Raw genomic sequence first — 21558 nt, 5'->3', positions numbered from 1 at the left:
GCGCAGGCTCAACGACGGCGCAGGCCTTCAGGCACTTCAGGCACCTGCCCATGGGGCAGCTCGCGGAACGGCGCCATCAGTTGCCCGGCATAGCCGCGCGGATAATCCGGCTGGCTGCCGATGCCCAGGTCATGCGTGCCCAAGCGGTAGCCCGGTGCATCGAACGCGGTACCCAGCAGGCGGTCCCAGACGGTCAGGAACAGGCCGAAGTTGACGTCGCCGGCGGTGCCGTAGCGCATGTGGTGGAAGCGGTGCAGCGGCGCCCAGGCCATCACCCGGCCGAGTACGCCCGGGCGCATGTCCACGTTGGAATGCTGCAGCAGCAGCTGGATGGCAATGGCAAAGGCCAGCACCGCCGCCACCGGCATCGGCAGGCCCAGCGCCAGCAGCGGCAGCACCCCGCCCACCGCCTCGGCCGCCTGGTGCAGCGGGTGCTTCATCAGGCCGTTGAACCCGTACATGCGGGTGACGCTGTGGTGCACCGCGTGCAGCCGCCACAACCAGCCGATGCGATGGCTGGCGTAGTGCACCAGGGTGATGCCGAGATCGGCGGCGATGATGGCCACCAGCACCTGCAGCGCGAAGGGCCACTGCTGCGGCCACACCTGCCACGGGATGATCGCCGCCAACAGCGGGACGGCCGCGATCGACAGCAGGTTCAGGCCTTCGTTGACCAGGGCATGCAGGGTGTCGCGCACGCGATCATCGTGGTCGTGGTTGAACGACGGATCGTAGGGCCAAAGGCGTTCGGCCATGAAGGACACGGCAATGGCGAGGGCCAGAAGGGCCAGCAGCCACAGCGGGTCGCCGTGGCGGTGGCCGACCCAGGCGATGGCGGCGGCGAGGAAGCCGAACAGGAACAGCGGGGCGTACAGGCGGAGGATCCAGAGCTTCATGGGCAACCCGAAACGTGAGGGGCCTGCAGGGTGGCGCCGCGCGCGGCGGGCTGGCTTGAACAAACGACGCAACCGCGTGGTGGGCATGGCGCGGATCTACAATGGCGGTTTCTTCGCGCCCGGGACCGGCATGGACTCCTTCAACCTGATGCGCGCTTTCCGTCGCATCGTCGAGCGCGGCGGGCTGGCCCGCGCCGCCGAGGACCTGGGCATGTCATCGGCCGGGTTGAGCAAGCAACTGCGCGCGCTCGAATCGCACCTGGGCGTGGTCCTGCTGCAACGGACCACGCGGCGCATGAGCCTGACCGAGACGGGCCATACCTACTACCGCGAGTGCTGCCGCCTGCTCGACGAACTGGACGCACTGGAACGCGGCATTGCCGAGCAGCGTGGTGAGGTGGCGGGGCGGCTGCGCGTGAATGCGCCGCAGTCCTTTGCCTTGAGCACGCTGTCGCCGTTGCTGCCGCGCTTCCTGCAGCAGCATCCGAAGGTGTCGCTGGACCTGGTGATGGAAGACCGCCTGCTCGATGCCGTCGGCGAAGGCTTCGATGTCTCGCTGCGGCTGCGCGCCGAGCTGGATGACTCGCGGCTGGTGGCGCGCCGCCTGGCCTCGCTGCAGCAGGTGCTGTGCGCGGCGCCATCCTACCTGCAGCAGCACCCTGCACCCGCGGCGGTGGATGACCTGCAGGCGCACAGCGTGCTGGCCTACAGCCTGTCCGACTCACCCGGCAGCTGGCCGCTGCTTGGCCCTGATGGCCAGGTGACGATCACCCTGCCGGCGCGCGTCACCGCCAACAACAGCCTGATGCTGCGCGACCTGCTGGTGGCCGGCATGGGCATCGGCGCCCTGCCCTCGTTCCTGGCGGCGCCGGCACTGGCCCGTGGCGAACTGCAGCAGGTGCTGCCCGACCACCAGTATCCGCCGCGCTTCGTGCATGCGGTCTACCCCACCTCGCGCCACCTGCAGCCCAAGGTACGTGCCTTCATCGATTTCCTGCACGCCGAGCTGCCTGGCTGCCCCGGCCTGGATTCGTAACCACCAGCGAAAACTGAGCTGCCTGCGGCGTGCTGTTTCGGGCATGCCGCGCTGCCTACTCTGCCGCCTCCCCTCTCACCGATGGCAGGCAGATGTCTTCCGCTCCTTCCCCCGCCACCGCAGCGCCGGTGGTCGATTTCTTCCACGACGTGGTCTGCGGCTGGTGCTTCGTGCTGGCCCCGCGCCTGCAGCAGGTCTCCGCCGAACTCGGCATCCAGGTGCGTCATCGCAGCTTCGTGCTGCAGGACTCGCGCGCGCAGATGATCGAGGTGTTCGGCTCGATGCAGCGCGCCAAGGCAACCATCCTGCGCCACTGGACCGACTGCGCCGCGCATGAAGACAGCGCGCGCATCGATATCGAAGGCATGCGCGCACAGGATTTCGAGTATCCCTCCGGCTGGCTCGGCGCACTGGCCTGCCAGGCTGCAGGGCTGCTGGGCGGCAATGAGGCCCATGGCGCGATGTTCGATGCCGTGCAGTGGGCGCACCTGCACCAGCACCGCAACATCGGCGATGCCGAGGTGCTGCTGGACATCGCCGAATCGCTGGGCCACCCGCGCGGCGCCTTCGCTGGCCACATGCGCAGCGACGAAGTCCGCCGGCGCGTGCAGGCCGACCGCAGCGAAGCCGCTGCCCTCGGCATCCGCTCCATTCCCACCGTGATCGGCGGCAACGGCCTGCGCCTGCAGACCCTGCCGTTGCCGCAGCTGCGCCAGGCCCTGGCCCCTCTGGTCGCGGCCTGAGCCGCGCCTTCCCCCACCCTGCAAGGAGATTCCCCATGACCCCACGTCCCCTGGCCACCGCGCTGGCCCTGCTGCTGGCCGGCACCGCCGCCTCCACCACCGTGCATGCGCATGAACGCGTTCCCTCCGGCCAGCAGGTCGGTACCAGCCCCTGGGGGCCGGAGGATGAGATCGGCCGCCTCAACCTGATCACCGAGGCTTCGCGCGCGGCGATCCTGTCGCGGGTCAGCGGCGGCAAGGCCTATGACCTGGCTACCGAGTACTACGTCGGCATGCCCAGCTGGCAGGACGCCGGTGACCCGCACTACCAGTTCTGGATGACCCATACCCCGCGCGGCACGGTGATGGACGACCCGATGGGCGTGGGCGAGACCATGAACCTCACCCGCAGCTACACCGGCACCGCATTCTCGATGTACAGCCACACCGGCACCCACATCGATGCGCTGAACCACTTCGGCATCCATGGGAAGATCTGGAACGGCTTCGAGGCCGACCAGCATCTCGGCGATCGTGGCTGGAACGTCACCGGCATCGAGAAATTCCCGCCGCTGATCGCGCGTGGCGTGCTGATCGACGTGGCCGGGGCCAAGGGCGTGGACATGCTGCCGGACAGCTACCGGGTCACCCGCCAGGACCTGAAAGAAGCGCTGGCTCGCCAGAAGGTGAAGCTGCAGCAGGGTGACATCGTGCTGATCCGCACCGGCCGCATGCGCCTGTTCGAACAGCCCAAGGCGTACATGGCCAACCCGCCGGGCATGGGCCTGGACGCGGCGCGCTTCCTGGTCGAGGACAGCGGCGCGATGATCGTCGGTGCCGACAACCTCAGCTTCGAGACCTTCCCCTCGGAGGTATCCGACGACTACGTGCCGCTGCACACCTACCTGCTGGCCCAGCAGGGCGCACCGATCATCGAACTGGTGGCGCTGGACGAACTGGCCCGCGACGAGGTCTACGAGTTCGCCTTCATTGGCGGCCCGTTGAAGATCCGCGGCGGCGATGCCGCGCCGCTGCGTCCGGTTGCGCTGCCGGTCCACCCGTAACCAGGCAGCACCGATGAGCGGGTAGCCGCCGGCCTGGGTCGGCGGCGCACTTTTGCCCATCCACGCATGGCGTGGATCTACCGATTCGGTCGCCTTTTCTCTATCCACGCATGGCGTGGATCTACTCATCGGCCCGGTAGATCCACGCCATGCGTGGATGCTTTACCGCTTCAGCAACCTGAAACCCGACCCTCCAATTTCATTAGTAATTCTACTCACAAGGCGAGTAGCATGTCTGGTCCCAGCCCCTGATGCCGGTCTGCCGACACTCGCTCCATGCCAGCCGTTTCCGTCCATTTCTGTCGCTTCCAGCCTGATTGGCCCCTCCCCCGGGGGACCGGCTGATGGGTGCCGTCGTCGCGCTCGACCGCCTGCTGGACGGCCGACAGCTGTGGCGTGGCCCGGCGCGCAATGGGCCGGCCAGCGACCATCTGGCCAGCGGCCACCCGGCGCTGGATGCCCGCCTGCCCGGCGGCGGCTGGCCCGCCAGCGGCCTGTGCGAGGTACTGCAGGACGCCCCCGGCGTGGGTGAACTGGCCCTGGTCTGGCCGGCGCTGGCCAGGCTGAGCCAGCGCGACCGGCCCATCGTGCTGGTCGCCCCGCCCTACCGCCCACACGCCCCGGCCTGGGCCGCGGCCGGGCTGGACCTGGCCCAGCTGCAGATCATCCACGCCACGCCGAAGCAGGCGCTGTGGGCGGCCGAACAATGCCTGCGCTCGGCCGCCTGTGCGGCGGTGCTGTGCTGGCCGCAGCCGCAGCAGGCCGATGACCGCTCGCTGCGCCGCCTGCAGGTCGCCGCCGACAGCGGCCAGTGCCTGGGCTTCGTGTTCCGCGACGTGCGCGCTGCGCGCAATCCCTCGCCGGCCAGCCTGCGCCTGCAGCTCGACCACGGCCAGGTGCGGGTGCTGAAGTGCCGCGGCGGCTTGCCACCGGCGCAACCGCTGCCGCTGGCCGTTGCCCACTGAGGCCGCGCCATGCACTGGGCCTGCCTGTTGTTGCCGCAGCTGGCGCTGGACAGCGTGCTGCGCCTGCAGCCGGACCCGCAGCGGCCGCTGGTGCTGCTGCAGGGGCCGGCGCAGCGCCGCGTGCTGCGCGCGGTCAGCCCGGCAGCACGCGCGGCCGGCCTGCGCCCGGGCATGCTGCTGTCGGCCGCACAGGTGCTGGTGCAGGACATGCAGCTGCACGACTACGACCCCAGCGCCGAGCAGCAGACCCGCCAGCTGCTGGCCAGTTGGGCCTACGCCTACAGTTCGCAGGTCAGCCTCGATTTTCCGCATGCGCTGGTGATGGAAATCGGCGCCAGCCGTGCCCTGTTCGGTGACTGGCTGAAGATCGAGAAACGCCTGCGCGATGGCCTGCACGAGCTGGGCTTCCGCCACCGCCTGGTGGCCGCGCCCACCCCGCATGCCGCGCGCGTGCTGGCCAACGTGCACGACGGCCTGGGCATCGATGCGCAGCAGTTGCCGGCCCTGCTGGCGCCGCTGCCCTTGTCACGCTGCGGGCTGCCCGCCGAGGCGGTCACCGTGCTGGGCCGCTCCGGCCTGCGCACGCTGGGCGCGGTGCTCGAACTGCCGCGCGACAGCCTGGCCCGGCGCTTCGCACCCGATGTGCTGCAGCAGCTGGATGCGCTGCGCGGCCTGCCCACCGCGCCACTGCGCTACTACCAGCCTCCCGACCGTTTCGATGCACGCATCGAATTCGAGTACGAGATCGAATCCAGCCAGGCGCTGCTGTTTCCGCTGCGCCGCCTGCTGCTGGATCTGGCTGCGTTCCTGTGTTCGCGCGATGGCGGCGTGCAGCGCTTCGACCTGTATTTCGAACACGACCTGCTGCCGGCCAGCGTGCTGACCATCGGCCTGCTGGCGCCCGAACGCGATGCCGCGCTGCTGTTCGAGATCGCCCGCAACCGCATGGAGGCCTTCGCCCTGCCTGCCGGCAGCCGGGCGCTGCGCCTGCAGGCCGAACACCTGCCGCCGTTCGTGCCGGCCGCACGCGATCTGTTCGACACCCGCCCGGCGCAGGCGATGCCGTGGACCCAGCTGCGCGAGCGCCTGCGGGCGCGCCTTGGCGATGATGCCGTGCAGCCACTGGCGGTGCAGGCCGACCATCGCCCCGAATGTGCCAGCGGCACCCAGCCGGCGGCCAAGCCCCCTGCGTACTGGCCGCTGCGCCCCGGCTGGCTGCTGGAGGCACCGCAGCCACTGCGCGATCCGCGCCTGCGCATCGTCGCCGGGCCGGAGCGGATCGAATCGGGCTGGTGGGACCACGCCGATGCGCGCCGCGACTACTACGTGGTGGAGACCGCGCACGGCCAGCGCGGCTGGGCCTTCCGCCCGCGCAACGACCCACATGCACCGTGGATGCTGCACGGCTGGTTCGGTTGAACCGCCATGACCGCCACCTCCCCTGCCTATGCCGAACTGCACTGCCTGTCGGCCTTCAGTTTCCAGCGCGGCGCGTCCACCGCCGACGAGCTGTTCGCGCGCGCCGCCGGCCAGGGCTACCGCGCCCTGGCGATCACCGATGAGTGTTCGCTGGCCGGCATCGTGCGGGCCTGGCAGGCGGCGAAGACGCACGGCGTGGCGCTGGTCGTCGGCGCCGAATTCCAGGTCGAGGACGGGCCGAAGATCGCCCTGCTGTGCACCGACCAGGATGCCTATGCCGGCCTGTGCCAGCTGATCACCACCTGCCGGCGGCGCGCGGGCAAGGGCGAATACCGCTGCCTGCGCGAAGACCTGCACGGCCTGGCCGGGGGCCTGCTGTGCCTGTGGCTGGACCGGCAGCCCGATGCCAGCCACCTGCTGACGCTGCGCACCGCCTTCCACGACCGCCTGTGGCTGGCGGTGGAACTGCACCACGAACACGACGATGTGCGCCGCCTGCAGCAGCTGCAGGCCTTCGGCGAACGCCACGCGTTGCCGCTGGTGGCCAGCGGCGATGTGCATATGCACGTGCGCCGCCGCCGCGCCCTGCAGGACACGCTGACCGCGATCCGCCACCGCTGCAGCGTGGCCGAAGCCGGCTGGCGGCTGTTTCCCAATGGCGAGCGCCACCTGCGCCCGCGCAGCGCCCTGGCCAGGCTGTATCCGCCCGAACTGCTGGCCGAGACCCTGCGCATCGCCGAGCGCTGCCACTTCACCCTGGACCAGTTGCAGTACACCTACCCGCGCGAACTGGTGCCCGAAGGGGAGACCCCGGACAGCTGGCTGCGTGCGCTGGTGGAAAAGGGGATTCCCGAGCGCTGGCCGTGGGGCATCCAGCCGGCGCAGCGCAAGCAGATCGAGCACGAACTGGCCTTGATCGCCAAGAAGAACTACGCCTCCTACTTCCTCACCGTGCAGGACATCGTCCGCTTCGCCCGCGAGCAGAAGATCCTCTGCCAGGGGCGCGGCTCGGCAGCCAATTCGGCGGTGTGCTTCGTGCTGGGCGTCACCGAGATCGACCCGGCGCGCAGCAACCTGCTGTTCGAGCGTTTCATTTCCGATGAACGAGATGAGCCGCCGGATATCGACATCGATTTCGAACACGAGCGCCGCGAGGAAGTGCTGCAGTACGTGTTCAACCGCTATGGCCGCGAGCGCGCCGCGCTGACCGCCGTGGCGATCAGCTACCGCGGCCGCAGCGCGATCCGCGATGTCGCCCGTGCGCTCGGCCTGCCGATGGACCAGGTGAACGAGCTGGGCGCGGCGATGGATCATTGGGGCGGCAACATCCCGCTGCCGGACACCCTGCGCGAACGCGGCTTCGATCCGGACACGCCGCTGATGCGGCGGCTGCTGTCACTCACCGAAGAGCTGATCGACTTCCCCCGCCACCTGTCGCAGCACCCGGGTGGCTTCGTCATTTCCGAACACCCGCTGTCCACCCTCGTACCGGTGGAAAACGCGGCCATGGCCGGGCGCACCGTCATCCAGTGGGACAAGGATGACCTCGATGCCACCGGCCTGATGAAGGTCGACTGCCTGGCGCTGGGCATGCTCACCGCCATCCGCAAGTGCCTGGCCATGCTGCAGCAGCACGGCCTGCACGCAGGGCGCATGGATGCGATTCCAGACGAGGATGGCCCTACCTACGACATGATCTGCGCCGCGGAAACCATCGGTGTGTTCCAGATCGAGTCGCGCGCGCAGATGGCGATGCTGCCGCGCATGCAGCCACGCACCTTCTACGACCTGGTGATCGAAGTGGCGATCGTGCGCCCGGGGCCGATCCAGGGCGACATGGTGCACCCCTACCTGGAGCGCCGGCGGATCCTCCGCGAACAGGGCCCGGAAGCCTTGAACGACCCGGAAAACCCACTCTATCCGCCACAGCTGGAACGCGTGTTCGCGCGCACCCTGGGCGTGCCGCTGTTCCAGGAACAGGTGATGCAGCTGGCCGTGGATGCCGCCGGCTACAGTGCCGGCGAAGCCGATGCACTGCGTCGCTCGATGGCCGCGTGGAAACGCCATGGCGGGCTGGAGCCGCATCGCGAAAAACTGTTGACCGGCATGCTCGACCGCGGCTACAGCCTGGAGTTCGGCGAGCGCCTGTTCGAGCAGATCAAGGGCTTCGGCAGCTATGGTTTTCCCGAGAGCCATGCGGCCAGCTTCGCCCTGCTCACCTATGCCAGCTGCTGGCTGAAGTGCCACCACCCGGCTGCATTCACCGCCAGCCTGATCAACAGCCAGCCGCTGGGCTTCTACAGCCCCGACCAGCTGCTGCAGGACGCGCGCAGGCATGGCATCACGGTGCTGCCGGTGGACGTGCGCCACAGCGACTGGGACTGCACCCTGGATTTCAGCAAGGGCCCGGCGGCGATCCGGCTTGGCCTGCGCCTGGTCGATGGCTGCAGCGAAACCGCCGTGCAGGCGCTGATGCGCGAGCGCGCGCGGCGCCCGTTCGACGATGTCGGCGACCTGTGCCAGCGCACCGGGCTGGACCGCCGCCAGCAGGGGCTGCTGGCCGACGCCGGCGCGCTGCGTGGGCTCAGCGGGCATCGCCATCGTGCGCGCTGGGATATTTCCGGCGTGGAAAACCGGCTGCCACTGTTCGACCAGGCCCGTGCCACCGCCGAGGCACGCGTGGCGCTGCCGCTGCCCAGTGCGTGGGAAGACATGCAGGCCGATTACCGCAGCACCGGCACCACGCTCGGCCGCCACCCGATCAGCTTCCTGCGCGCGCAACTGCGCAGCCGCGGGTGCCTGGACGCTGCACAGCTGGGCGGCCACGGCCATGGCCGCCGCGTCCGCATCGCCGGACTGGTACGCATGCGGCAGCGCCCGCAGACCGCCAGCGGCGTCACGTTCCTCACGCTGGAAGACGAGACCGGCATGGTCAACGCCGTGGTCTGGCGGCACGTGGCCGACCGCCAGCACCGCGTGCTGGTCGATACCCAGCTGATGCAGATCGACGGCCGCCTGGAACGCGTCGATGGCGTGCAGCACGTGATCGTGCAGCGCATGCTGTGCCTGGACGAACTGCTGCAGGGCCTGCGCAGCCACAGCCGCGATTTCCATTGACCGGCCGGCCCTACCCATCCGCTTTTGCATCCGCTATCGTCGGCACATCCAAGGAAGGACGAACGATGGCCCGCGCACTGATGCTGACCACGCTGGGGGTTTCGACCCTCGCCCTGCTCGTTTCCGGCTGGACCGCCTGGAACCTGCATCACAGCCAATCGCCACAACGGGTGATCGAAGCCCGTGGCCTGGTCATCCACGATGACAAGGGCCAGGCGCGCGTCATCCTCGGCGCTCCCGTGCCCGACCCGCTCAGCAAGGGCAAACCGCAGAGCCCGCGTGCCACCGCACTGTCGGGCATGATCCTGCTCGGGCCGGACGGTTCCGAACGCGGCGCCTATGGCACCAGCGACCGAGGTGGCGAAGCACTGCTGACCCTGGACGATGCCAGTGGCACCACTGAAGTGTTCAAGGTCGTGGCCAATCCCGATCGCGGTGCCAGCCTGATGGTGCGCCACCAGAACAACACCGGCGCCATGCTTACCTCGTGGCAGGGCAAGCCGGAACTGGTGTTCCTGGACGACACCGGCCAGACCTACTACGTGCGGCCGGGCGCCAACGCCGCGCCCTGATCGCCTGGAAATGTTTCTGCAGAGTCGAGTTTGCTCGACTTCCGCTTCTGTAGAGTCGAGCCATGCTCGACTTCTGTTGGCAGAAGCCAGTCGAGCAAGCTCGACTCTACAATCCAAACGAAGTCGAGCAAGCTCGACGCTACAAGCCGCACACCGCCACCAGGTCATCGGCCAGCCTGCGCAGCTCGGTCGTCCCCAGCGCCGCGCAGGTGATGCGCAGCCCATGTGCCGGCGCCGCCACCGCAAACACTTCACCCCCGCGCACATGCCAGCCGCGGGCGGCCAGCGCCAGCACGTGCGCGTGGCTGTCATCCGGCAGTGGCAGCCACAGGTTCAGCCCCTCCATCGACAGCGGCGTCTGCATCCCGCGTTCGCGCAGCTGTGCCTGCAGCGACTGCAACCGCTGCTGGTACCGCTCGCCCGCCGCCGTGATCTTCGCCCGCTGCGGCGCCGATTCCAGCACGGCACTGGCCGCATCCTGCAGCAGATGGCTGACCCAGCCCGTACCGGCAGCCAGGCGCAGGCGCAGACGGCTGGCGGTGGCGGCGTCGCAGCCCAGCCACGCCAGGCGCAGATCCGGTCCCAGCGCCTTGGACAGCGAACGCAGCAGCGCCCAGCGGCGGTCATCGGCCGGCAGCACCGAGTGGTAGGGCTGCTGCGAAAGCAGCGCATAGTGATCGTCGATCAGTACCGCCACCTGCGGGTAGCCCGCCAGCAGCTGGCGCAGCGCCCGCGCCCGTTTCGCATCCAGGCTGGCGCCGGTGGGGTTGTGCGCGCGCGGGGTCAGCAGCACCGCCCGTGCACCAGCCTCCAGCGCAGCGCGCAGCGCCTCCACCTGCATGCCGTGCGCGTCCACCGCCACCGGCAGCACCGCATGCCCGCCCGCCGCCAGCACGTTCAGGCTGCCGAGGAAGCACGGATCCTCCACGGCGATACGGTCGCCCGGCAGCAGCCACGCCGCCAGCAGGCGCTCGATGCCATCCACCGCACCATGGGTGAGTTCCAGCGCATAGCCGGCCGGGCAATGCGGGTCCAGCGAGGCACGGGCCAGGCGCTGCATCCGCGCATCCACCGTGTCTGCCCCGTACAGCCGGGGGGCAGCAGCCTGCAGGCGCAACGCCGGCAGCAGGCGCGGGTCCGGGTTGCCGCCCGCCAGGTCGCGCAGGGCCAGGCCTGGGGCGCTGCCCTCACGGGCCATGGCCTGTGCCGGCCCGCGCACCACCGTGCCGCGGCGGCCGGCAGTGCTGGCCAGGCCGGCACCGTCCAGCCGCTTGTAGGCGGCCGCCACGGTATTGCGGTTCACGCCCAACCGCTCGGCCAGTTCACGCACCGGCGGCAGCACGCTGCCCGCCGCCAGCTGGCCACTGCCGATTCCCTCACGGATGCTGTCGAAGATGGCCTCGGCGCTACGCCCGGTGATTTTCATTTTGTCCTATGCCAAACTAAGCCTTGTCCTGTGCCAGTGTATCCCACCCTGGCCACCCGCACTGGAGGTCCCCCATGCCCCTTGCCGCCGCCGACTGGCCCGTCGCCCAATCCGTCGAACAGATCGCTGCCAACCTGGTCACCGTGCGCCAACGCATCGCCACGGCCTGCAGCCGCGCCGGCCGCGACCCGGCCAGCGTGCGCCTGCTGCCGGTCAGCAAGACCGTCGACGAAGCCCGCATCCGCATGGCCGTGGCCGCCGGTTGCCACGCGCTGGGCGAGAACAAGGTGCAGGAAGCCCAGCGCAAGGCCGAGTCGATGGTCGACCTCGGCGTGCACTGGTCGGTCATCGGCCACCTGCAGACCAACAAAGCCCGCTATGTCGCCCGCTTCGCCAGCGAATTCCAGGCACTGGACAGCCTGCGCGTGGCCGAGGCCCTGCAGCAACGGCTGCAGCTGGAAGACCGCGTCCTGGATGTGTTCGTGCAGGTGAACACCTCGGCCGAACCCAGCAAGTACGGCCTGGAACCGGATGCCGTCGCGGCCTTCGTACAGCAGCTGCCCGCCTTCGACCGCCTGCGCGTGCGCGGGCTGATGACCCTGGCCATCTTCACCCCCGAAATCGAACGCGTACGCGCCTGCTTCGTGCGCCTGCGCGAACTGCGCGACCAGCTGCAGCAGACCGCACCGGCGGGCATCGATCTGTCGCAACTGTCGATGGGCATGTCCGGTGATTTCGAGGTCGCCATCGAAGAAGGTGCCACCGTGGTCCGCGTCGGCCAGGCGATCTTCGGCGCGCGCGCGACACCGGACAGCTTCTACTGGCCCAGCGCCGGGGAACCCGCATGACGACCGCTGCCGGCAGGCACGCTGTCGTGCTGCAGCACGTTGCCTTCGAAGACCTGGGCACGCTGCAGCCCCTGCTGCACGCGCAGGGCTGGGCCGTGCAGGTACTGCAGGCCGGCGTCGATCCGCTGGAGCCCGCCGAACACGCGGACCTGCTGGTCGTGCTCGGCGGCCCGATCAGCGCCAATGACACGGCCCTCTACCCGTTCGTGGCCGACAGCATCGCCCTGCTGCAACGCCGCCTGCAGCAGCAGCGGCCGACGCTGGGCATCTGCCTGGGCGCGCAGTTGATGGCGCGCGCCTTGGGCGCCACGGTCGCGGCCAGTGGCGGCAAGGAAATCGGTTTTGCCCCGCTGCTGCTGACCGAAGACGGCCAACGCTCGCCGTTGCAGGCCCTGCAGGGCATCCCGGTGCTGCACTGGCATGGCGAAGCCTTCGAGCTGCCCGAGGGCGCGCAGCGCCTGGCCAGCACGCCGGCCTGCCGCCACCAGGCCTTCGCCGTCGGCCCCCATGCCCTTGCCCTGCAATGCCATCCGGAACTGGATGCGCGCCAGTTCGAGCGCTGGCTGATCGGCCACACCCTCGAACTGGCCCAGGCCGGCATCGACCCCAACGACCTGCGCGCGCAGGCCCGTCGCTATGGCGCGCCACTGGCCGCTGCAGCCAACGCCATGTTCGCGCAGTGGTTGCAGCACCTGCCGGAGACCCCGTGATGCACTACCGCCTGACCATCCACCGCCACGGCCAGTACTGGGGCCAGTTCGACTGCGAGGGCCCAGGCGCCCTGCAGCATCTGGACGCCCTCGCCGCGCGCCTGCCCGCCGAAGAAGGTTTCCAGCTGCAGCGCCTGAAGGGCGTGGGCGAGGAGCGCATCCTGTCCAGTGGCGCCGATGGCCTGCGCGTGCTGGCGGCACAGATCCAGTACCGGCCACTCTGAACGGCCTGGCCTGGCCATTGGCCCGGCCGCCGGGGGCGGCGATACTCGACCGATGCTCGACGTACCCGCCCATCTGCGCGACATCGCCACGGATCTGCAGCACCGCCTGCGCCGCATCGAGGCAACGCCCCACCCGAACCTTGCCCAGCACCAGATCCAGCTCGACGGAGAAGCGCTGCGCTTCCCCTGCCGCCTCTATGCCGATGGCACGCGCCTGATGCGCCTCGCCTCCTCGCTGCAGGGCGACGCGCGCCTGCTGTGCCTCTGCCTGGCGACGCGCCACCCGGACGGCCATCTGCGCCAGCACGCGCTTGAAACGCTGGGCGCGGCATCGGCACCGTGGGTCCTGGCCTTCCACCTTGCGCTGCTCGGCGAGTACGTCGAGGAGATCGCCGTAGCCGTCGAACAGCAGGCGCAGCAGATTGGCCTGGCTGCCTACCTGCCCCTGGTCCGAGCGAACCCTGCCTTCGTGGATCGCTGCATCCAGCGCGCAGCGAGCTACTGGAACGCGTACTACCGATCCCGGCACCCGACGCTGCGCACGTTCCCGGCGCACCGCCTGCTGCTGCAGCTGCGAAGCGCCAGCCGCGGCCCCTGACCGGGCGCCCGGCCGCACCTCGCCGGACCGCGATGATGCAAATGATTCTCCTTTACTGTAAGGTGCAGCCGCTGCCCTTGCCGCCGCGGGCTGTTCCTCCACACTGCCCCCGCCCGCCTTGTGTCCACGCCTGTCGAACCGACGGATGTCGCGCATCTGTGCGCAGCCCATTACCGGCCGCTGCATGCCCACGTCCGCCGCAAACTCCCGCAACGCAGCGACGCCGATGACGTCGTCCAGGAAACCTGGCTGCGCGTCATCAAGGTCGCGGCCAGCGGACTGCTGGGCAACGGCCGCGCCTACCTGTACCGCGTCGCCCACAACCTGATCGCCGACCACTACCGGCAGCGCACGCGCCGTCGCGAAGAAACGTTGGACGACGCCCAGCTGCTGGCCATCGCCGACCCCGCGCCGCTGCCCGAACAGCGCCTGCTCGATGCCGAGCAGCTGCGCCATCTCGACGCGATCATCGCCGCCCTGCCGGCGCGGTCGCGCCAGGTCTTCCTGCTGGCACGGGTGGAGCAGATGGGGCTGGCCGAGATTGGTCGCCTGCTCGGCATCACCCGGCAGACCGCGCACGGCCACCTGCTGCGTGCACTGGTCGCCGTGCAGCAGGTACCGCAGGCGTGAGCCACGACGCCATCGCTCAGGAAGCCGCCCGCTGGTGGCTGGATGGCCACGACGGCCACCGCGACGAGAACGCCTTCGACCGCTGGTATGCGGCCGACCCGCGCCACGCCGCGCAGTACCAGCACCTGCAGGCGCTCTGGCAGGCTGGCACGGGCCTGCCCAGCATGCAGCGGCAGCAGCAGCGGCGGCAGCGTCGCCGCCTGCGCGACGCCGGCATCGCGGTCCTGCTGCTGTGTGCGCTGGGCCTGTACAGCCGCCATGTGACCCCACCCGCCGCGCAGGTGGTGCGCACGGCCGCCGGACAGATCCGTGACGAACTCCTGCCTGATGGCTCGCACCTGCAGCTTGCGCCCGGCAGCGAGGTACACGTGCGCATCGATGGCACGCGTCGCCAGCTGCAGCTACAGCACGGCCAGGCCTGGTTCAAGGTCGCCACCGACACCGGCAGGCCATTCCAGGTGCACACACCCCACGGCACCGTGACCGCGCTGGGCACCGCCTTCGATGTCGCCGTGGACGAGCACGCCAGCAGGGTCGCCGTCACCGAGCACACGGTACGGGTGGACAGCGGCCCGGGCCACGCCGAGGCGGAGGAAGGCCAGCAGATGCGCTTCGATGGCAATGGCACGAGCGCAGCCACTGAGATGGAAAGCGGCGCACTGGCGTGGCGCGAGCGACGCCTGCACTGGGTCTCGGCACCGCTGGCCAAGGTCGCACAGGGGCTGGATGCCTGGCACGGCGGCCACACCTGGATCATCGGCGCCGCACTCCGCCAGCAACCGGTGACCCTGCTCGGCAATGCCGATGGCGCTGCCGAAAGCCGTGACCAGCTGGCCACGCAGCTGCACGTGCGCGTGCTGCGCCTGCCCGGTGACGTGCAGGTCTGGGTGGCGCCGCACGACGAACCGCGCGATGCACCCTGACATCGGCCCTGCCGCCGCGTCTACCCAGGTGAACGACGCCCTGCGTCATCCCCTGGAGCCTTCGATGCTGTGCCACCGCCCCCTCGTTCTTGCCCTCTCGCTGGCGTGTGCCGGCGCCCTGCCACTGCTGCCTGCACCCGCCCGCGCACAGGCAGCGACACGCCATTACGATCTGCCCGCGCAGCCGCTGGCCCAGGCACTGGATGCCTACAGCCGCCTCACGGGCGTGGATCTGGTGATGGCCACCGCACTCCCCGCCGGCCATGTGGCCCCCGCCCTGCAGGGTGACTTCGATGACGCCCAGGCGCTGACCCGCCTGCTGGCCGGCAGCCCCCTGCGGCCGCGTTTCATCGACGCCCGCCATGCCACCCTGGAACCCGCGCCGCCCCAGCGCGACGACGGCAGCCGCCGTACAGGTCCGCTGCGCGTGCAGAGCGACACCTCGCGCGGGCCGGCTGCCGGTGCCGGCACCAGCCAGTACGTCGCCCCCCTCGCCGACGGCTTCACCCCCAAGGTCGGCAGCGAGCGCGTTGCCATGGCCGAGCGCCAGGACGGCAACAGCCTGCTGCGCTCGATGCCCGGCAGCCACAGCTTCCACTCGCGCAGCCAGCCGGGGCTGCAGGTCAACATCCGCGGCATGACCGGCGCCGGCCGGGTCAACACCATGATCGACGGCGTGACCCAGACCTTCCGCAACAACGCCGGGCATGGTTCCGGCGGTCCGTTCGCCTATGTCGATCCGTTCCTGCTGGCCGGCGTTGACGTGCAGCGCGGCGCGGTGGCCGGTGCTGACGGCGCCGGCACGCTGGCCGGCAGTGCCAACTTCCGCACGCTGGACATCGACGACCTGCTGGCCGAAGGCCGCGACTGGGGCCTGCGCGCCGGTTACCGCCACGGCAACAACGGCTACGGCGATGGCCGCACGTTCGCCGGCGCCTGGCGCCACAGCGAGGACGGTGGCGACCGCCAGTTCGGACTGCTGGCAGCGGCCAGCAGCAGCCGCAGCGGCGAATACGCAACCGCCAATGGACAGAAGAACAGCGCCGACCCGGCCAGCCAGCAACCCAGCAGCTGGCTGCTGAAGGCGCGCCTGCAGCCCAGCGACCAGCACCGGCTGGACCTGAGCCACATGCACTATGAAAACGACTTCTACCACAACTACCCGTGGCAGATTTCCGCGCGCAACCAGCGCGCCAGCTACCACTACACGCCCTACACGCCGTGGCTGGACGTGCGCGTCACCTTCGCCGGCAACAAGACGCATCTGTACTACCCGCCGGTGGAGGATTCCAGCTACATCGGCCGACGCACGCACAGCAGCCTGAGCAGCTGGACCGCAGACAACACCAGCCGCTTCGAGATCGGCCCGTTGCAGGCGCGCTGGAACACCGGCATCAAGCACCAGTCGGACATCTTCGTGGCCGACACGCCCACCCTGCGCGGCGCCAACCCGCAGGGCCGCAGCCAGCTGGACAGCGTGTTCAGCACGCTTGAACTGCAGCATGACCGCTACGCATTGACCGCTGGCCTGCGCCAGGAACGGTATGGCATCAGCGGCCACATCCCGGTCTGTTCGGATGTGCCAGGCCAGTGTGCGGACATCGGCGGCGGCGACATCGACGTGCGCCGCACCCAGCATGCGCTCAGCCCCAGCCTCGCCTTCTCGGTGCAGGCCAACGACTGGCTGCAGCTGTTCGTTGAAGCCTCGCGGACCTCGCGCGCGCCGCGCGTGCAGGAGATGTTCTTCGAGAAGATCCCGCTGGAAGGCATGAGCGACGCCGATGGCGTGGGCGCCAACCCGTTCCTGCGCCGCGAGCGTTCGCGCAACCTGCAGTTCGGCGCCAACCTCAGTACCGACTCGCTGCTGGTCGACGGCGACCTGGCCCAGCTGCGGGTCACCCGCTTCGACAACCGCATCCGCGATTACATCAAGCCGCAGTACCTGCTGGTGGTGCATCCGCCGGAAGTGGCGCCGCGGGTGGTGGCCATCGACAGCGACGAGCAGTTGAGCGCCTGGACCGACGTGCTCGATGCCGATGACTTCACCACCACCACCCGCTGGATGAACCAGCCCGGCATCGTGCGCATGCGGGGCATCGAACTGGAAGCCCACTACGCCAGCGAGCACTACCACGCCACGTTGAGCTGGACACGGTCGCACACCAGCGCGCCCACCATCGAATACGTCAACCTGGAAGACATCACCGCCCTGCCCGACCGCTACTGGACGCTGGACGTGGGTGGCAGCTGGTGGCAGCAGCGCGTGCAGGCCGGCGTGCGTGCCGAGTACTCCGGCCCCACCGAGGAAGGCTACGACTTCTTCCAGACCCGCAAGACCGGCGGCACCGGCGTGCTGCTGGATTTCTACGCCAGCTTCAAGCCCCAGGCCAATACCACGCTGTGGCTGAACATCGAAAACCTGCAGAACAAAGCCTATGACAACAATGCCTCGATCGACAGCATCTTCAGCCCGATCCTGGATCGCGGCAACGGCCGTGGACGGACGGTCTCGATGGGCATCAATGTGGCGTTCTGAGCGCCGCTGGCTGCTGCTGTGCCTGCTCGCGCTGGCGGGCATGGCCGGGGCGCAGCCGATGCCGGGACGCGTCATCGACCTGGCCACTGGGCAGGCGCTGGATGAGGCAGGCTTCACGCAGCGCGTGGCCGGGGCGCAGCGCGTGCTGCTGGGCGAGCGCCACGATGTCGAGGCCGACCACGCCGCGCAGCGCTGGCTGCTCGCGGCCCTGCAGCGGCAGCGGCCACAGGGCGCGCTGGTGCTGGAGATGATCGCGCAGGAACGCCAGGCGCGCCTGCAGCGCGTGCAACGCTGGCTGGCCAAGGGCAACCGGGCCGACGGCAGCCGCCTGCAGGAACTGCTGGGCTGGGACAGCCGCTGGCCCTGGCAGGCGTATGGCAGCCTTGTGCAGGACGCCTGCGCTGCAGGCATTGCCCTGCACGGCGGCAACCTGTCGCGTGCCGAAGTCGATGCGCTGCTGGCATCGACTGAGCCGGTCCGGTTCCCGGCAGCCGACGCGCGGCAGCGGTTGTCAGCAGTCGTGCTGGCCCAGCATGCCGGGGCCGCGCCGATGCTGGAGGGCATGCTTGCCGTGCAGCAGGCACGCGACACGCGCATGGCCCAGGTACTGGCAACGTCGCCCGCACCCGCCCTGCTGGTCGCCGGCCGCTGGCACGTGCTGCGTGGCACCGGCGTGCCCGGCTACCTGCCGCCGGCCACGCCGGCACTGGTGATCGCCTTGGCCGCGCCGGGCGAAACCCTCGACGTTGGCGACGCCGATCTGCTGTGGGTGACCGCCGATGAGTGAGCGCAGCGGCCACTGGCAGGCCGTCGCCATCAGCGTCGGCCTGCACCTGTTGCCGCTGTTGCTGCTCGTGCACTGGGTGGTGACCCCGGCGGCACTGCCGCCACCGGAGCAGGACATGCGCATCAGCCTGCGCCTGCTGGCACCGGCCGCGCCGCCGCAGCCGGTGGAGGAGCGCCACGCCGATACGCCCCGCCCGGCGCAGCAGGCCAGTGCGCCGCAGCCCAGCAAAGCGCCGCCGCCGCCGTTGCCCACGGCCGCGCGCGAAGGCGAACGCGCAGCCAGCGAAACCGGTGGCAGCGGTCGCCTACCGCTGCTGGTTGCGCCGCCTGCCGCAAGCACCAACGCCGCACCGGCCACGGCCTCGGTCGCCGCAGCACCGCCCACACCGGACGCCCCCCCTGCGGACCTGCAGGCCGGCGCCGCCAGCGACCAGTGGGAGGCCCGGCTGATGGCGCGACTGCAACGCTATCGCTTCTACCCCGCCACCGCGCGCGCACGGCGCCAGCAGGGCACGGCCTGGGTACGGGTCAGCCTGGACCGCACAGGCAGCCTGCTTGCCCTGCGCCTGGAGCAGTCCAGCGGCCAGCCACTGCTGGATGAAGCCGCGCTGCAGACCTTCCGCCGCGCACAACCGCTGCCGCCCATTCCTGATGAGATGAACGCGCCGCAGGAACTGGTGGTGCCCGTGGAGTACTACCTGCACCAGGGATAGCCGATGCAGGTTCTGGCTTTCTCGACTGCCGTGCACAGCGGTCGAGCGGGCTCGACTCTACCTCCGCGTCAGGCCTTCAGCACCTCCACCCGATACGACACGCCACCACTGTCGTGCTCGGTGATCAACCCGTGCACATCCGACTCGAAGCCAGGGAAACGCGCATTCTGCTCGCGGGCAATCCGCAGCGACTGGATGATCGGCTCATCGCTGGCACCGAAACGCTCACCCGGCATGATCGTCGGAATGCCCGGCGGGTACGGCACCAGCATCGTCGCGGCAATACGGCCACTGATCTGCTCGATGTCGACCCGCTCGATCTCGCCCTTCACCAGATGGTTGTAGGCATCGGCTGGTGTCATCACCGGGGTGGGCAGATCCACATACATCTCGCGCATCACCTTGGCCACGGCAAATTCCTGATTGAACGCGTGCAGCGCGTCGCACAGGTCACGCAGGCCCCAGCCGGCATAGGCAACCGGATAGTCGGCAGCCAGCGCCGGCAGCGCCTGGCCAAGCGGCGCGTTGCGGTCATACAGCTCCTTGAACGCCATCAGCTCGGTCACCAGGGTGCTCCACTTGCCCTTGGTGATGCCCATCGAGAACAGGAACAGCACCGAATAGAGGTTGGTCTTCTCCACGGTAATGCCACGGCTCCACAGGAACTTGCTCAGCACCGCCGCCGGAATGCCCAGCCTGCCCATGCTGCCGTCCATCGAGAGGCCCGGGGTCAACAGGGTCACCTTGATCGGGTCGATCAGCACGTAGTCGTCGACGAGGTTCTCGAAGCCATGCCAATGGCCATCGGGCTGCAGGTACCATTCTTCACGCTTGGCCACCAGCGGCGCCGGCGTATCGCCCTTGTCCAGGCTGCGCTCGACCTGGGTGGGTTGCCACACGCTGAACCACCAGTCCTCGCGCCCGAGGTCGTCGCGCACATGCAGCATCGCACGACGGAAGGCGATCGCCTCGTCATGCATCTCCTGCACCAGCGAACGGCCGGCATCGCCCTCCATCATCTTCGAAGCCACGTCGCAGGCTGCGATCACCCCGTAATGCGGGCTGGTCGAGGTGTGCATCATGAACGACTCGTTGAAGCGCTCGGCGTCCAGGTTGCGCTGTGCGGAGTTGCGCACATGGATCATCGATGCCTGCGAGAAAGCCGCCAGCAACTTGTGTGTCGAATGGGTGGTGAAAATGATCGCATCCTGCTCACGCGGCTTGCCCTTGGCCATGCCGTAGTGGTTCTCGTAGAACGGATGGAACGCGGCGTAGGCGTACCACGCTTCATCGAAGTGCAGGTAGTCGACGGCGCTGCCAATCTCATCGGCGATCTTCTCGGCGTTGTAGCACAGCCCGTCGTAGGTCGAATTGGTAACCACCGCGATGCGCGGCTTGGAGCCGGCGATGTAGGCCTGGCTGGCCAGCGGGTTGGCGGCGATGCGCTGCTGCAGTGATTCGGGGGTGAACTGGTCCAGGCTGATCGGGCCGATGATGCCGTGGGCGTTGCGGCTGGGAGTGAAGTACACCGGCACGGCACCGGTCATGATCAGCGCATGCAGCAATGATTTGTGGCAGTTGCGGTCAACGAAGACCACGTCGCCGCGGGCCACCGTGCCGTGCCAGACAATCTTGTTGGCGGTGGAGGTACCGTTGGTGACGAAGAACGTATGGTCGGCACCGAAGTTTCGCGCAGCCTCTTCCTCGGCATCCTTGATCGGACCGGTATGGTCGAGCAGCGAGCCCAGTTCAGGCACCGAGATCGACAGGTCACTGCGCAGGGTGTTCTCACCATAGAACTGGTGGAACGCGCGCCCCACCGGCGATTTGGTGAAGGCCACGCCACCGGCATGGCCCGGCGTATGCCACGAATAGTTCGATTCGGCGGCGTGGTGGATCAACGCCTTGAAGAACGGCGGCAGCAGGTTCTTCATGTAGTCTTCGGCCGCGCGCATCACCTGCCGGGCGATGAAGCTCTTGGTGTCCTCGAACAGGAAGATGAAGCCATGGATATGCTTGAGCAGCTTGCTCGGCACCTTCTCGATGGTGCGCCGTTCGCCGTACAGGAACACCGGCAGGTTGGCACGACGCGCGCTCTGTTCGCGCAGGAACGCGGTCAGGCGCTGGAACTCGCCGTCCACCTCTTCGCTGCCGTCGATGGAGATCAGCACTGCCGAAGCCGCCACGTAGGTGCGCGCGCCGGCACGCGCATCGTCCAGGTTCAGCCCGCACAGCACGCGCTGGTCGTTGCCACGCAGTTCCTCCACCAGCGCGCGGATCAGGATGCCACCGATGCGCGGCGACTCGTAGTCGTTGTCGATGACGATGACCGGGTAATCCAGGGACTTGAAGTACACGTTGATTCTCCTTGTC

General features: G+C 69.1%; 19 protein-coding genes. 16 read left to right on the top strand and 3 right to left on the bottom strand.

Translation table 11 applies throughout. The features are described 5' to 3' along the window. Positions 1 to 8: 8 nt before the first annotated feature. Positions 9 to 896 carry a sterol desaturase family protein gene (locus tag C1926_RS06025; protein ID WP_108758568.1) on the bottom strand — a complete coding sequence of 296 codons (888 nt, stop codon included), beginning with the start codon at positions 894 to 896 and terminating at the stop codon, positions 9 to 11. 85 nt (positions 897 to 981) lie between these two features. On the opposite strand from C1926_RS06025, the gene C1926_RS06020 reads away from it, so the two are divergent. From C1926_RS06020 to C1926_RS05990, 7 genes are all read left to right on the top strand, one after another. Continuing rightward, positions 982 to 1932: a LysR family transcriptional regulator gene (locus C1926_RS06020; RefSeq protein ID WP_174214117.1), complete on the top strand. Its 951-nt coding sequence runs from the start codon at positions 982 to 984 to the stop codon at positions 1930 to 1932. 92 nt (positions 1933 to 2024) lie between these two features. Then, positions 2025 to 2675 carry a DsbA family protein gene (locus C1926_RS06015; protein WP_108758567.1) on the top strand — a complete coding sequence of 217 codons (651 nt, stop codon included), beginning with the start codon at positions 2025 to 2027 and terminating at the stop codon, positions 2673 to 2675. Between the two features lie 35 nt (positions 2676 to 2710). Continuing rightward, positions 2711 to 3718: a cyclase family protein gene (locus C1926_RS06010; RefSeq protein WP_108758566.1), complete on the top strand. Its 1008-nt coding sequence runs from the start codon at positions 2711 to 2713 to the stop codon at positions 3716 to 3718. A 344-nt stretch (positions 3719 to 4062) separates the two neighbouring features. Next, positions 4063 to 4683: a translesion DNA synthesis-associated protein ImuA gene (gene imuA / locus C1926_RS06005; protein ID WP_108746884.1), complete on the top strand. Its 621-nt coding sequence runs from the start codon at positions 4063 to 4065 to the stop codon at positions 4681 to 4683. Positions 4684 to 4692: 9 nt separating this feature from the next. Further along, the gene (locus tag C1926_RS06000; RefSeq protein WP_079222253.1) at positions 4693 to 6102 is read left to right on the top strand and encodes a DNA polymerase Y family protein; all 1410 of its coding nucleotides are present in this window, start codon (positions 4693 to 4695) and stop codon (positions 6100 to 6102) included. A 6-nt stretch (positions 6103 to 6108) separates the two neighbouring features. After that, positions 6109 to 9219 (top strand): error-prone DNA polymerase, encoded by a 3111-nt coding sequence (locus tag C1926_RS05995; protein ID WP_108758565.1) that lies wholly within the window; start codon positions 6109 to 6111, stop codon positions 9217 to 9219. Between the two features lie 65 nt (positions 9220 to 9284). Beyond that, a complete protein-coding gene (locus C1926_RS05990; protein ID WP_079225274.1) occupies positions 9285 to 9791 on the top strand; it encodes a hypothetical protein in 507 nt (168 codons plus the stop codon). Between the two features lie 139 nt (positions 9792 to 9930). Here the strand turns inward: C1926_RS05990 and ptsJ are convergent, their stop codons facing one another. Then, positions 9931 to 11217, bottom strand: coding sequence for a transcriptional regulator PtsJ (gene ptsJ / locus C1926_RS05985; RefSeq protein WP_108758564.1), 1287 nt, complete (start codon positions 11215 to 11217; stop codon positions 9931 to 9933). A gap of 74 nt (positions 11218 to 11291) precedes the next feature. On the opposite strand from ptsJ, the gene C1926_RS05980 reads away from it, so the two are divergent. The 9 genes from C1926_RS05980 (at position 11292) to C1926_RS05940 (ending at position 19185) form a co-directional block, all read left to right on the top strand. Then, positions 11292 to 12065: a YggS family pyridoxal phosphate-dependent enzyme gene (locus C1926_RS05980; RefSeq protein WP_108758563.1), complete on the top strand. Its 774-nt coding sequence runs from the start codon at positions 11292 to 11294 to the stop codon at positions 12063 to 12065. Continuing rightward, on the top strand, positions 12062 to 12775 hold the full coding sequence (locus tag C1926_RS05975; RefSeq protein ID WP_108758562.1) for a glutamine amidotransferase: 714 nt from the start codon (positions 12062 to 12064) through the stop codon (positions 12773 to 12775). Before C1926_RS05980 ends, C1926_RS05975 begins: the two co-directional genes overlap by 4 nt. Continuing rightward, entirely contained in the window at positions 12775 to 12999 is a 225-nt protein-coding gene (locus C1926_RS05970) for a hypothetical protein (protein WP_108758561.1), read from the top strand. The genes C1926_RS05975 and C1926_RS05970 overlap by 1 nt, the downstream gene beginning before the upstream one ends. 52 nt (positions 13000 to 13051) lie before the next feature. Beyond that, on the top strand, positions 13052 to 13597 hold the full coding sequence (locus C1926_RS05965) for a hypothetical protein (protein ID WP_108758560.1): 546 nt from the start codon (positions 13052 to 13054) through the stop codon (positions 13595 to 13597). 120 nt (positions 13598 to 13717) lie between these two features. After that, entirely contained in the window at positions 13718 to 14227 is a 510-nt protein-coding gene (locus C1926_RS05960) for an RNA polymerase sigma factor (protein WP_108758559.1), read from the top strand. Further along, complete coding sequence (locus C1926_RS05955) at positions 14224 to 15150, top strand: FecR domain-containing protein (RefSeq protein ID WP_108758558.1); 927 nt, start codon at positions 14224 to 14226, stop codon at positions 15148 to 15150. Before C1926_RS05960 ends, C1926_RS05955 begins: the two co-directional genes overlap by 4 nt. Before the next feature lie 64 nt (positions 15151 to 15214). Then, positions 15215 to 17686, top strand: coding sequence for a TonB-dependent receptor (locus C1926_RS05950; RefSeq protein WP_108758557.1), 2472 nt, complete (start codon positions 15215 to 15217; stop codon positions 17684 to 17686). Next, complete coding sequence (locus C1926_RS05945) at positions 17673 to 18473, top strand: ChaN family lipoprotein (protein ID WP_108758556.1); 801 nt, start codon at positions 17673 to 17675, stop codon at positions 18471 to 18473. The genes C1926_RS05950 and C1926_RS05945 overlap by 14 nt, the downstream gene beginning before the upstream one ends. Next, positions 18466 to 19185, top strand: a complete 720-nt coding sequence (locus C1926_RS05940) for an energy transducer TonB (RefSeq protein WP_108758555.1) — start codon at positions 18466 to 18468, stop codon at positions 19183 to 19185. Before C1926_RS05945 ends, C1926_RS05940 begins: the two co-directional genes overlap by 8 nt. A 68-nt stretch (positions 19186 to 19253) precedes the next feature. Here the strand turns inward: C1926_RS05940 and C1926_RS05935 are convergent, their stop codons facing one another. Further along, a complete protein-coding gene (locus C1926_RS05935; protein WP_108758554.1) occupies positions 19254 to 21542 on the bottom strand; it encodes an Orn/Lys/Arg decarboxylase N-terminal domain-containing protein in 2289 nt (762 codons plus the stop codon). Positions 21543 to 21558 lie beyond the last annotated feature (16 nt).

The organism is Stenotrophomonas sp. ZAC14A_NAIMI4_1 (genome assembly GCF_003086915.1).
GTDB lineage: Bacteria > Pseudomonadota > Gammaproteobacteria > Xanthomonadales > Xanthomonadaceae > Stenotrophomonas.
This window is presented reverse-complemented; position numbering and strand designations above follow the sequence as displayed.

Coding starts and splice junctions, on each gene's coding strand:
- C1926_RS06025 (WP_108758568.1), bottom strand. CDS start 896: ATGAAGCTCTGGATCCTCCGCCTGTACGCCCCGCTGTTCCTGTTCGGC.
- C1926_RS06020 (WP_174214117.1), top strand. CDS start 982: ATGGCGCGGATCTACAATGGCGGTTTCTTCGCGCCCGGGACCGGCATG.
- C1926_RS06015 (WP_108758567.1), top strand. CDS start 2,025: ATGTCTTCCGCTCCTTCCCCCGCCACCGCAGCGCCGGTGGTCGATTTC.
- C1926_RS06010 (WP_108758566.1), top strand. CDS start 2,711: ATGACCCCACGTCCCCTGGCCACCGCGCTGGCCCTGCTGCTGGCCGGC.
- imuA (WP_108746884.1), top strand. CDS start 4,063: ATGGGTGCCGTCGTCGCGCTCGACCGCCTGCTGGACGGCCGACAGCTG.
- C1926_RS06000 (WP_079222253.1), top strand. CDS start 4,693: ATGCACTGGGCCTGCCTGTTGTTGCCGCAGCTGGCGCTGGACAGCGTG.
- C1926_RS05995 (WP_108758565.1), top strand. CDS start 6,109: ATGACCGCCACCTCCCCTGCCTATGCCGAACTGCACTGCCTGTCGGCC.
- C1926_RS05990 (WP_079225274.1), top strand. CDS start 9,285: ATGGCCCGCGCACTGATGCTGACCACGCTGGGGGTTTCGACCCTCGCC.
- ptsJ (WP_108758564.1), bottom strand. CDS start 11,217: ATGAAAATCACCGGGCGTAGCGCCGAGGCCATCTTCGACAGCATCCGT.
- C1926_RS05980 (WP_108758563.1), top strand. CDS start 11,292: ATGCCCCTTGCCGCCGCCGACTGGCCCGTCGCCCAATCCGTCGAACAG.
- C1926_RS05975 (WP_108758562.1), top strand. CDS start 12,062: ATGACGACCGCTGCCGGCAGGCACGCTGTCGTGCTGCAGCACGTTGCC.
- C1926_RS05970 (WP_108758561.1), top strand. CDS start 12,775: ATGCACTACCGCCTGACCATCCACCGCCACGGCCAGTACTGGGGCCAG.
- C1926_RS05965 (WP_108758560.1), top strand. CDS start 13,052: ATGCTCGACGTACCCGCCCATCTGCGCGACATCGCCACGGATCTGCAG.
- C1926_RS05950 (WP_108758557.1), top strand. CDS start 15,215: ATGCTGTGCCACCGCCCCCTCGTTCTTGCCCTCTCGCTGGCGTGTGCC.
- C1926_RS05945 (WP_108758556.1), top strand. CDS start 17,673: ATGTGGCGTTCTGAGCGCCGCTGGCTGCTGCTGTGCCTGCTCGCGCTG.
- C1926_RS05940 (WP_108758555.1), top strand. CDS start 18,466: ATGAGTGAGCGCAGCGGCCACTGGCAGGCCGTCGCCATCAGCGTCGGC.